Consider the following 11,927-nt stretch of genomic DNA (forward strand, 5'->3'; position numbering starts at 1 on the left):
TGCCATGACCGAGCACGCTCCCATGAAGCCCGTTGCCATGTTCACCAAAGTCCTGATCGCCAATCGCGGCGAAATCGCCTGCCGCGTCATCGCCACCTGCCGCCGCCTCGGCATCGCCACCGTGGCGGTATATTCCGATGCCGACCGCAACGCGCGCCACGTGCGCCTGGCCGACGAAGCCATCCACATCGGTCCGGCCGCTGCACGTGAAAGTTACCTGCGCGGCGATGCCCTGCTCGACGCCGCACGCCTGACCGGCGCGCAGGCGATCCACCCCGGTTACGGCTTCCTGTCCGAGAATGCCGACTTCGCCGATGCCTGCGCCGCCGCCGGCATCACCTTCATCGGGCCGCCGGCCAGCGCCATCCGCGCGATGGGCGACAAGAGCGCGGCCAAGGCATTGATGGCGAAAGCCGGCGTGCCGCTGACTCCGGGCTACCACGGCGACCAGCAGGAACCGTCCTTCCTGCGCGAACAGGCCGACGCCATCGGTTACCCGGTGCTGATCAAGGCCAGCGCCGGTGGCGGTGGCAAGGGCATGCGCAAGGTCGAGCGCAGCGAGGACTTCGTCGATGCGCTGGCCAGCTGCCAACGCGAGGCGGCCTCGGCGTTCGGCAATGACCACGTGCTGGTCGAGAAGTACGTCGAGCGCCCGCGCCATATCGAGATCCAGGTGTTCGGCGACAGCCACGGTGACGCGGTGTACCTGTTCGAGCGCGACTGCTCGGTGCAGCGCCGCCACCAGAAGGTGCTGGAAGAAGCGCCGGCCCCGGGCATGAGCGCGGAACGTCGTGCTGCGATGGGCAAGGCGGCGGTCGATGCCGCGCGCGCGGTGGGCTATGAAGGTGCGGGCACGGTGGAGTTCATCGCCGGCCCGGACGGCGATTTCTACTTCATGGAAATGAACACCCGCCTGCAGGTCGAGCACCCGGTCACCGAGTACATCACCGGCACCGACCTGGTGGAGTGGCAGCTGCGCGTGGCCTCGGGCTTGCCGCTGCCGCTGCGCCAGGAGCAGCTGGCCATCCACGGCCACGCGATCGAAGCGCGGCTGTATGCCGAGGATGCCGATCGAGGCTTCCTGCCGTCCACCGGCACCCTGCGCCGCCTGCGCCTGCCGGCGCCGTCGGCCCATGTGCGCGTGGATACCGGCGTCGAGGAAGGCGACAGCATCACCCCGTACTACGATCCGATGATCGCCAAGCTGATCGTCTGGGACGTGGACCGCGACGCTGCACTGCGCCGCATGAGCCAGGCACTGGCCGACTGCCAGGTGGTGGGCGTGACCACCAATGCCGGTTTCCTGCGCCGCCTGGTGAACACCGATTCGTTTACCCACGCCAAGCTGGATACCGCGCTGATCGAGCGCGAGCAGGCGGCATTGAGTGCCGTCGTCGACGCGGGTGCGGACCTGTGGCTGCTAGCCGCCGTGGCCGCAGTGGCAAGCACGGCACCCGCCAGCACCGACGCGCGCGATCCGCATTCGCCGTGGCAGTCACAGGACGGCTGGCGCCTTGGCGCGCCCGCGCCGCGCGTGCTGCCGCTGCAGCAGGGCGAACGCCGGCACACGCTGAAGGTGTGGGCGCAGGCCGATGGCTGGCGTGTGCAGTGCGATGACGCGGCACCCGTGCAGGTGGTCGGCACAGCCGATATGCGCGGGCTGGTGGTGCAGCTGGGCGGGCGCCGCTGGGCACTGCAGCTGCTGCGTGACGGAGACCAGCTGTACCTGTTCGGTGCTGACGGCCAGCATCGTTTCACCCTGCATGATCCGGTGGGCGAATCGGACCACGCCGTGGCCGATGCCGGCAGCCTGCTGGCACCGATGCCGGGCAGGATCGTCGCCACGCTGGTCGCCGCCGGTACCGAGGTCAAGCGCGGCACACCGCTGGTGGTGCTGGAAGCGATGAAGATGGAGCACACCCTGCAGGCGCCGGCCGACGGGACGGTGAAGGGCTACCGCGCCAAGGCCGGCGACCAGGTCGGCGACGGCGCGGTACTGGTGGACTTCGAGGCGGCGTGAACGCTGGGGTGGCGACCGCTCAGCGGTCGTCGCCCGCTACCACCCGCCCGGCGGGATCGAATTCGGCCGTGTCCAGCGTGGCACTGCGCCAGCCCAGGCCGCAGATGGCCATCGCGCTCTGCCCGATGCCGTCGAAACCGAAGGCACGATCGACATCGGCATCGTTGATGGCCGCCGTCACGAACGCCGCCAGCCCGCGCTCGGTCGCACACAGGTACAGCAGCTGCGAGATGTGACCGACATCCAGCGTCACCGCACGATGCGCCTTGGCGTGGTTGCGGTACTTCCAGAAGCAGCGGTCATAGCGCGGCGCCAGCACCAGCAGCGCCGGCGCATCGGCGAACCACGCCTGCCCGGACAGCATCCGCCGCGCCAGCGCCGGCAGTGCCTGCGGCGGTGGCGAGGGCAGCGGCAGCACGGCGTGCTGCACCGGGTGGTAGTGGTACAGGCCCGGTGCCAGTCCTTCCACGTTCTGCACCAGCAGGAAGCCTTCGGTGGGATGCAGGCCGCCACCGGAAGGCACGTTCTTCTTCAGGAACTCGGTATCGCGCTCGACCTTCTGCACCGCGTGGGCCATCAGCGTGCGCTGCAGCACCTGGGCCAGCAACGGCAGCGGCAGCGCGCGCTGGGTATCGAAATTGCGGCAGGTGCTGCGGCGCGCCAGCAGTGTGTCGAACGGCGCCTCTTCGCTGCGCGGCAGCGGCTGGTAATCGCCCTGCATCGGCTGCACCACCGGCGGTGGCGGCCCGAGGCGCTGGCGCAGGCCGGCAGCGGTGTCCAACCCTTGCCGACGCATGTCCTCCACGCTGTCCACGGCCTGCCAGCGCGCATGACGATGGGCCAGCGCCGCCAGCGGCCACCACTGGCTGCGCCGCAAAGCCTCGTCGCGCAGCTGGTGCCCCACCTCGCTCGGTGGGTCGGTCAACAGCAGGCCCTGCTCGACCAAGCGGGCCAGCATGGCCGGGCAGGCATCGGCGGGCGGTTCGCACCAGCGGTGCGCACTGAGCTCGCCGAGCAGCTGGCGCTCCTCGGCGTCCACCGGCAGTGGCTGGTCCAGATGCGCGGCCAGGGCCACCCAGCTGATCTGGCTGTCCATCTCGGCGTGGCCGGCCAGCATCGCGCGCAGGTCGAGGGTGATCGCCTCGCGGGGCTCGAACATCAGGCTGGCGCAGCGGCGCAGGCGCATGGGATTCCTTCCTTCTGCCGCACAACCGGCATAGCAGCAACGACCGCAGCGCGGCCAACTTTAGCGACGTACGCAGCGCGGCCCTCAATGGCAGGCTGTCGCGGCCGATACGAGAACTTCAGCCTACGGACGATCCCCATGAGCACCCATCCCCGCCTTTCCGCCGCAGACGCCAGCACCCTGCTGGACCACCTGATCGGCAACGATGACTTCCGCAGCCACTTCACCACCTCGCCGGCCAAGGCTCTGGCCTCGATCGGGCTGGACGGTGCGGTCGGCGAAAGCGACTGCATGAAGATCGGCACCCTGGCTTCGGTCGAGGAGCTGAGCCAGGTGCGTGACAGCCTGCAGGCCCACCTGTCCGTGTCGGTGGCGGCGATGACCGTGGTGTTCTGCTTCGAAGCGGGCAAGGTCGGCGAGCGCATCGACGGCTGACCCGTCATCAGGGCGCGCCGGCCGCGGCCGGCGATGCCCACGTGGACACGTCGTGCACATTCAGTGGTTGCCAGACCTGCATGGCGGTGACCTCGGCAATGGCCTGGCCGCGATGCTGGGACAGCCAGGCCTGCTCGCGGCGTACGGCAGCTTCATTGCCCTGTGCGCGCAGCGCGAGCAGCAGCACGACGTGTGCCTGCACCGGCTCGCTGCCATCGAGCATTGGCTCGATCAGGGCGCGGGCAGCTTCGGGTCGCTGCATCTGCAGTTCATCCACGGCGCTGACAATGCGCAGCCAGCGATCGGCGACCGGACTGCGCAGGCTGCGCAGCAGCGGCCGCTGCTCGTCCAGCCAGCGCCTGGCCAGCTCGAACTGGCCCTGTCGCTGGGCCAGATGGACCAGAGCCAGCCATTGCAGGCCGCGGGCATGCAGCATGGGATCATCGCGCTGCTCCAGCAACGGATGCAGCAACGCAGCGATGGCCTGCAACTCGGCGCGGTCCGCGCTCGGGCACAGAGCTGCCACGCTGGCGTGCTGCAGCCGCTGCTGCACCTGGAAGTCGACCAGCGCCGGCGCCGACGCGTCGTCGCGTACCGCCTGCTGCATGGCCGCGCAATCGCGCTGCGTGGCCGCCAGCAGCAGCTGCGCACGCAGCTTCATGCGCTGCTGCAGGGCATCGTTGGCACGGATCTGCGGCAGCAGTTGGGCGGCCTTGGCGTACTTGCCCTGCGCGACCAGCACGTCCACGCCGGTCTCATCGGCATCATCACGACCGCGCAGGACCTGTGCCTGGGCCAGTGTCTCGGCCGCAAGCTGCGGTTGGTTGGCGGCGATCTGTATCCGCACCAGGTGGATCAGCGGATACAGGCGCAGCGGATCCTGCGGCACCGCAGCCGCACGCGCGTAGGGTTCGGCCTCGCTGAACTGGTTGGCCTGCAGCAGGTACCAGGACGTGTTGGACAGCCCGGCGAACGAATCCGGGTAGACCTTGGCCAGCGTGCGCCAGTGCTCCAGCGCCCAGCCACCAGGCTCCAGTTCGGCCATCCAGGCCTTCAGGTACAGGCGCTCGCGTGGCGGCAACCGATCCTGCAGGTCCAGCGCGTGCTGCATGGCTTCGCGTGCGCGCCGCCCTTCATCGACGCGCGCATGCAGTTTGGCCACGCCCATGTAGGCCAGGGCGAAACCGGGATCAATATCGATTGCAGCCTGATAGAGGTTGCGAGCCTCCTCGAAGCGACGCTGGCCCAGTGCATTCTCGGCCAGCGCGAACGCTCGCAGTGCGCGAAGGTCCTGGGTCGATGCCCGCGGCAGCGGCAACGACTGTTCCAGGCTCGCCACCGATTCGCCCAGTCCGCGACGCAGGCGCCCGACCACGTCGTCCACCGCGAATACCATCTGGTCGGATCGATCCGTGGTGGCGGTGAACGTCTGGATCACCTGGCCGGTGCCGGGTGCGGCGACATCAATGGCCAGCTCGTAGCCACCGATCTTCTGCCGCACCGTCGGCAGCAGCACGGCGCGCGCGCCCTCCCGCACCGCCACGTTGGCCGCGGTATCGCGGCTGAGCCGGGTATCGCCCGAGAGCCGCGCCATTTCCAGGCTTTCGCGGATCTTGCCCTCCGACAGCACGTTCACGTAGCGCGACTGCTCCAGCGCGATCCGGATCGCGTGCCGCATCGAGTCGTCGAAAATCGGGTCGCCGGTGAGGTTGTCGACATCGCCAAGCACCACCCAGTCCCGCTCGGCGAACGCGATCGCCGGTTCCGACCGCAGCAGCAACCAGCCGCCCAGCACGGCCACCGTCAGCACCAGGCCCTCGGCGGCCAGCACCAGCGGCTGCCGCCACAGCGGCAGGTCACGGCGTGCCTTGGCAGTGGCGCGTGGCATGCGCAACGGCGCTGAACCGATCTCACCCACTTCGATCACTTCCTGCACCACCGGCATTCCCTTGAAGCGCCAACGGCCGTGCGACTTCCACAGCAGGCGCGCACCCCGTTCCCCCAGCGCGCCGGTGGCGCGACGGGTCAGCGATTCGGCCACCGCCGACAACAGGATCTGGCCAGGGCGGGCCAGCGTCATCAGGCGCGCTGCCATCGGCTTGGCCAGGCCTTCCACTTCCATCGACTTGGCGCCGGCCCGGACCGCCTCGGCACTGTTCTCCCAGGTCAGCACGTCACCCACATGCAGGCCTGCACGCGCGCGCAGTTCGATCGCCCGCTGCTGGCCCAGCGCGTGCAGTTCGCGCTGGTAGTCCAGGGCGAAGCCCAAAGCATCGATGGCCCGCTCGAACAGCATGAACAGGCCGTCGGAGCGATCGATCAGCTGGCCGTTCCAGCGCTGCTGCAGGACCAGCACCAGGCGGTCGTGTTCCTGGAACAGGCTGGCGGCCGCCACATCGCCGATCCGCTCGACCAGTTGCAGCGAATCACACAGATCGGTGAACAGCAGGGCGCGTAGCTGTGGGCTATGCGGGGCTGACGTTCCGTTGTCGCCGTCCATCGCCTGCCTCTCCCTATTGGCCGTCCGGATCATTCGCCCAGCGCAGGCAGTTGCCGCCATCGCGCTTGGCCTGGTACAGCGCGCGATCCGCGCGCGCGTACCACTCGCTCCAGCCTGCCTCCGGCGCCAGCAGGCACGCACCGATGCTGACCAGGCTGACATGCGGCGTACCGGGGCTGCGTTCGAGCAGGCCATGCACCGCGCTGAGGATGAACTCGGCCGCGTGCTGCACGATCTCGTGGTTGCCGCGGCGCAGGATGAGGCAGAACTCATCACCGCCAAGGCGGCAGGCCAGGTCATGCTCGCCGGCCATCGAGCGCAGGATGTTGCCCATGCTCTGCAGCACGCGGTCGCCGGCCTGGTGGCCGTGGCGGTCGTTGATCTGCTTGAAGCGGTCACAATCGATCAGCAGCAACGCCTGCGGCAGCCCCTCGGCACGCTCGCGGCACTCCTGCAGGTACAACGTGAGGCCACGGCGGTTGTGCAGCCCGGTCAGTTCATCGGTGCGCACCAGCTCGCGGGTATGGGTCAGCTGATGAGTGGTGATGTACAGGTTGTCCAGCGCGGTTTCCAGATCGTGGTTGCGGCGCCGCAGCTGGCTGATCAGGGCCTGTTCGTTGGTCAGCACGCGCATGATCGTGCGACGCAGGAAGTACGCCACCAGCCCGGGATCGGATTCGACCAAGCGGTGGAAATCGGCCGGCCCCAGCTCCAGGACATCGCAATCGACCAGCGCGCGCGCGCTGGCGCTGCGCAGGTGGTCGCCAACCAGCAGGCCCAGTTCGCCGAAGAACTCATACTGCCCGAGTGTCTTGATCACCAGGTCCTCGCCGAAGTCCAGTTCGATCTGGCCGTCGAGGATCACATACATGCGCTCGCCGCGGTGGCCCCGCTGGAACAGCCACTGTCCGGCATGAAGCTTGCATGGGCGGGCGAATCTGGCAAACAATGCCACCTCGGCATCCGACAACAGCGCATGCACGATCTCGGCCATCGCCACCCGGGCGATACCTGTCGTCATATCACTGTTCTCGGCCGCACCCCTGCCGGTCATTCCCTGCACCCGCCGCCAGCGTCCCCTGGTGAGCCGCGGAGCATAGCACCGCTTTAAAGTGTGCGCCCTATCTCATTTTGAGCCTCAGGGCGCTCTTGTGTGATGTGAAGATCGGTGGTGGCCCGTTCTGGTCACCCATGTCCGGGCAAAACCCCTGCTGGATCAATCCGATGCCGGGTTTCACAGGATTTCGGCCAAGTTGCGGCCAAGGGGGTGCGCCTGATTGACGCTGCCTGCCGGCCGCCGCGCCTTTGCACCGATACAACAACGCCGGCAGGTCCCCCGACCGGCCGGCGTTGTCTGGCCCTTCCCTGGCCACCCTGATCAGATTTCGAGGCTTCGGTAGAGCCGGCCGCTGGCCGGCTTCCCTGTGGTGCCCGAAGGATCACGTGGTTGCCGGCCAGCGGCCGGCACTACCGCATCACGCCGCGCGTTCGCTGCGCCCGCCATGGAACTGCTCTTCCTCGGTGGAGCCGGTCAGCGCGGTGGTCGACGACTGCCCCTGCTGGATCGCCTGGGTCACCGCATCAAAGTAGCCGGTACCGACTTCACGCTGGTGCTTGACCGCCGTGAAACCGCGCTCGGCCGCTTCGAACTCGGCTTCCTGCAGCTCCACGAAGGCGCTCATCTGGCGGCGTGCATAGCCGTGGGCCAGGTTGAACATGCCGTAGTTCAGCGCGTGGAAACCTGCCAGGGTGATGAACTGGAACTTGTAGCCGTAGCTACCCAGTTCGCGCTGGAACTTGGCAATGGTGGCGTCGTCCAGGTTCTTCTTCCAGTTGAAGCTGGGCGAGCAGTTGTAGGCCAGCAGCTTGCCCGGGAACTTCGCGTGGATCGCCTCGGCGAACTTGCGGGCGAACTCCAGGTCCGGCTTGCCGGTCTCGCACCACACCAGATCGGCATAGGGCGCGTAGGCCAGGCCGCGGCTGATCGCCTGGTCCAGGCCATTGCGGGTCTTGTAGAAGCCTTCCACGGTGCGCTCGCCGGTGGTGAACGGCTTGTCGTTGCCGTCGATGTCGCTGGTCAACAGATCAGCCGCTTCGGCATCGGTGCGCGCCACCAGCAGGGTCGGCACGCCCAGCACGTCGGCAGCCAGGCGCGCGGCGTTGAGCTTCTCGATGGCCTCGCGGGTCGGCACCAGCACCTTGCCGCCCATGTGCCCGCACTTCTTCACCGAGGCCAGCTGGTCTTCGAAGTGCACGCCGGCCGCACCGGCCTCGATCATCGCCTTCATCAGTTCGAAGGCGTTGAGCACGCCGCCAAAACCGGCCTCGGCATCGGCCACGATCGGCTGCAGGAAGTCGATGTCGTCCTTGCCTTCGGCATGATGCAGCTGATCGGCACGCAGCAGGGTGTTGTTGATGCGCTTGACCACCGCCGGCACCGAATCGGCCGGGTACAGCGACTGGTCCGGATACATCTGCCCAGCCAGGTTGGCGTCGGCCGCCACCTGCCAACCGGACAGGTAGATCGCCTTCAGGCCCGCCTTGATCTGCTGCATGGCCTGGTTGCCGGTCAATGCACCCAGCGCGTTGACGAACTCGCGCTCATGCAGCGACGCCCACAGCTTCTCCGCACCCAGGCGGGCCAGCGAGTGCTCGATGTGGACGGTGCCGCGCAGGCGCACCACGTCGGCGGCGCTGTAGTTGCGCTGGATGCCTTCCCAGCGCGGGTTGGTGTCCCAGTCGTGCTGGATCTGTTCGGCAGTGGGCAGCTTGCTCATGTCTTTCTCCAGTTCGGTTCGTGCGTGCAGCGGGGAGGGAAACGGCAGGAGGGCCGGCAGTCGGTCAATCGATGCGCGCGTAGGCCGGCAGGGTCAGGAAATCGGTCAGTTCGTCACTGCGGCTCAGTTCGCCGAGCAGGGCGATGGCCTCGCCGATGCGCGCACCACCGGGCAGTACGGCGGTATCGCCCAGCCGTGCCGGCAGCTGCGAGAGGGTGGAATCCAGCAGCGCCAGATCGATCGCAGTGCCATCGTCCAGCTGCTGGCCCGGCGTATGCAGCCACTGCCACAGCTGGCTGCGGCTGATCTCGGCGGTGGCCGCGTCCTCCATCAGGTGATGGATCGGCACGCAGCCGTTGCCATCCAGCCACGCCGCCAGATAGCGCACGCAGACTTCCACGTTGCCCTCGAAGCCGGCGCGGGTGACGGTGCCCGGCGGCCGTGCGATCAGTTCGTCGCGGCCGACGCGCACATCCTGGCGCAGCACGCTGTGCTGGTTCGCACCGGGCATGTGTTCGTCGAAGATCGCCATCGCCACCGGAATCAGCGCCGGGTGCGCAACCCAGGTGCCGTCATGGCCGGCGGTGACTTCGCGCAGCTTGTCGGCGCGCACCCGGGCCATCGCCTGTTCGTTGGCGGCGGCATCGTTGTTGATCGGGATCTGCGCGGCCATGCCACCCATCGCATGCGCACCGCGGCGGTGGCAGGTCTGGATCAGCAGTTCCGAATAGGCCTTCAGGAACGGCTGGGTCATGGTCACCTGGCCGCGCTCGGGCAGCACGCGGTCGGCGTGGCGGCGGAAGGTCTTCAGGTACGAGAAGATGTAGTCCCAGCGCCCGCAGTTCAGGCCGACGATGCGATCACGCAGCGCGTGCAGGATCTCGTCCATCTCGAACACCGCCGGCAGCGTTTCGATCAGCACGGTCACCTTGATCTGGCCGTGCGGCAGGCCGAGCATGCCCTCGATATGCGAGAGCGCGGTCTCCCACAGCGCCGCCTCTTCCATGCTCTGCAGCTTGGGCAGGTAAAAGTACGGGCCACGATCCTTCGCCTGCAGGGTGCGGGCGTTGTGGAAGGCGAACACCGCTGCGTCGAACAGGCCACCGGCAAGGAACTGGCCGTCGATGCGCACGTGCTTTTCATCCAGGTGCCAGCCACGCGGGCGCACGATCAGCACCGCCTGCTCGTCGTAAGGGCGCAGCGTGTAGCGCTTGCCATTGGGGGCGGTGTATTCCAGATCGCCGCGCACCGCCGCCGCCAGCGACTGCTGGCCGGCCAGCAGGTTGCGCCAGGTCGGCGAGGTCGAATCCTCGAAGTCGGCCATGAACACCTTGGCGCCGGAGTTCAGCGCGTTGATGACCATCTTCGGGTCGGTCGGGCCGGTAATCTCGACGCGGCGGTCCTGCAACGCGGCCGGCAGCGGGGCCACGCGCCAGTCGCCGCTGCGGATGGCGGCGGTGTCCTCGCGGAAGTCCGGCAGGCCGCCCTGGTCGAAGAATGCCTGGCGTTCACGGCGGGCCTGCAGCCTCGCCTGCCGGCCCGGTTCCACCGCACGGTGCAGCGACACCAGCAGGGCCAGCAGCGGCGCCGGCAGCAGGGTGTCCTGGCCGGCCACGCGGGTCGCCAGGGCGATGCCGGGGGTAGCCTTCGCGGCGGGGGTGGGAACAGCGGAAGCGACGGCGGACATGGGGCGACTCCAGCGGTGGGGGAACGGCTCCACGGTGCCGCCGGGCCTGAGTATTTGGCAAAACAGTTTTTGCAATGTTCTACATAAGTTGTGCTAATACTCGTGACACGATGAGCACACGCACCCCGCCAAGTCCGCGTTTTTCCTACAAATCCGACCGGCTGAAGCCGTTGCGTGCGTTCTGCCAGACGGTGCGCCTGGGTTCGGTCTCACGGGCGGCTGAGGCACTTTTCGTCAGCCAGCCGGCGATCAGCCTGCAGTTGCAGGCCCTGGAACGGGAGCTGGGGGTGCCATTGTTCGAACGCAGCGGGCGGCGCCTGGTGCCCAGCCGCGAGGGCCAACTGCTGTACGAGATGGCGCAGCCGCTGGTGGAGAGCCTGGACGGGCTGGAGGCGCGCTTCCGCGACAAGGTACGCGGCCTGGACGCGGGCGAGCTGAACATCGCCGCCAACAGCTCGACCATCCTGTACCTGCTGCCGAAGATCGTCGAACGCTTCCGCCTGCACCATCCGGATGTGCGCCTGACCCTGCACAACGCGATCAGCGCCGACGGCACCGACCTGCTGCGCGAGGATGCCGCCGACCTGGCCATCGGTTCGATGACCGATGTACCGGCCGACCTGACCTACGCCCCGGCCTACCGCTTCGAACAGGTGCTGATCGCGCCGCACGACCATCCGCTGGCCAGCGGCGGCGAGCTGGAGCTGGCCGACATCGCGCGCTATCCGCTGGTACTGCCGCCGAAGCGGCAGATCACCTACCGCCTGGTCGACCAGGTATTCCAGCGCCACCGCATTGCCTACACCGTGGCGCTGGAAGTGGGTGGATGGGAAGTGATCAAGCAGTACGTGGCGATGGGCATGGGCATTTCCATCGTGCCGGCGCTGTGCCTGCACGAAGCCGACCGCGAGCGGCTGGCGGCGCGGTCGATGAAGCGCTGGTTCCCCGAGCGCAGTTACGGGGTGATCGTGCGCCGCGGCAAGGCACTGTCGGCGCAGGCGCGGGCGTTCATCGAGCTGATCCAGCCGGAGTTGTTCAGTCCGCGCGATTACGACCAGAGCGGGCATTCGGAGCGGTGAGGGGTGTTCGGCAGGGCTCCGCCCTGCACCCGCCGAAGCCGAAGCAACAGCAAAAGCCGGCTATCCGTGGGATGGCGGGGTGAGTCCGGTTGCGGGGGACGCCGTAAACCCGTCCATGAAGTGACCCCCGGGAGTTGGACGCCAGATCCAACCCCGAGGGATACATGAACAGATATGACGCTCGTTTCAAACTGCAGGTTGCCAAAGAGGCCTGCAAGACCTCCACATCAGTCAAAGCCGTTG

Annotated in this window: 8 protein-coding genes; 3 read left to right on the top strand and 5 right to left on the bottom strand. The window is 67.9% G+C overall.

Translation table 11 applies throughout. The features are described from left to right. Positions 1–4 precede the first annotated feature (4 nt). Positions 5–2,020, top strand: a complete 2,016-nt coding sequence (locus tag VG543_RS20015; RefSeq protein WP_423179080.1) for an acetyl/propionyl/methylcrotonyl-CoA carboxylase subunit alpha — start codon at positions 5–7, stop codon at positions 2,018–2,020. Positions 2,021–2,039: 19 nt separating this feature from the next. Here the strand turns inward: VG543_RS20015 and VG543_RS20020 are convergent, their stop codons facing one another. Beyond that, complete coding sequence (locus VG543_RS20020) at positions 2,040–3,206, bottom strand: putative peptide maturation dehydrogenase (protein ID WP_058979737.1); 1,167 nt, start codon at positions 3,204–3,206, stop codon at positions 2,040–2,042. A gap of 138 nt (positions 3,207–3,344) precedes the next feature. Here VG543_RS20020 and VG543_RS20025 point away from each other — a divergent pair, with 138 nt between their 5' ends. Continuing rightward, the gene (locus VG543_RS20025; protein WP_423179079.1) at positions 3,345–3,641 is read left to right on the top strand and encodes an NHLP-related RiPP peptide; all 297 of its coding nucleotides are present in this window, start codon (positions 3,345–3,347) and stop codon (positions 3,639–3,641) included. 7 nt (positions 3,642–3,648) lie between these two features. Here VG543_RS20025 and VG543_RS20030 read toward each other — a convergent pair whose 3' ends face one another. The 4 genes from VG543_RS20030 to aceB form a co-directional block, all read right to left on the bottom strand. Next, positions 3,649–6,141: a putative peptide modification system cyclase gene (locus VG543_RS20030; protein WP_134735266.1), complete on the bottom strand. Its 2,493-nt coding sequence runs from the start codon at positions 6,139–6,141 to the stop codon at positions 3,649–3,651. Between the two features lie 13 nt (positions 6,142–6,154). After that, a complete protein-coding gene (locus VG543_RS20035; RefSeq protein ID WP_019661878.1) occupies positions 6,155–7,195 on the bottom strand; it encodes a GGDEF domain-containing protein in 1,041 nt (346 codons plus the stop codon). A 421-nt stretch (positions 7,196–7,616) separates the two neighbouring features. Then, a complete protein-coding gene (gene aceA, locus VG543_RS20040; protein WP_423179078.1) occupies positions 7,617–8,918 on the bottom strand; it encodes an isocitrate lyase in 1,302 nt (433 codons plus the stop codon). A 64-nt stretch (positions 8,919–8,982) separates the two neighbouring features. Beyond that, entirely contained in the window at positions 8,983–10,605 is a 1,623-nt protein-coding gene (gene aceB, locus VG543_RS20045) for a malate synthase A (protein WP_423179077.1), read from the bottom strand. A gap of 110 nt (positions 10,606–10,715) precedes the next feature. On the opposite strand from aceB, the gene VG543_RS20050 reads away from it, so the two are divergent. Then, a complete protein-coding gene (locus tag VG543_RS20050) occupies positions 10,716–11,684 on the top strand; it encodes a LysR family transcriptional regulator (RefSeq protein ID WP_019661881.1) in 969 nt (322 codons plus the stop codon). Positions 11,685–11,927: the final 243 nt, after the last annotated feature.

This window comes from Stenotrophomonas sp. CASM101, assembly GCF_049384845.1.
Lineage (GTDB): Bacteria > Pseudomonadota > Gammaproteobacteria > Xanthomonadales > Xanthomonadaceae > Stenotrophomonas > Stenotrophomonas hibiscicola.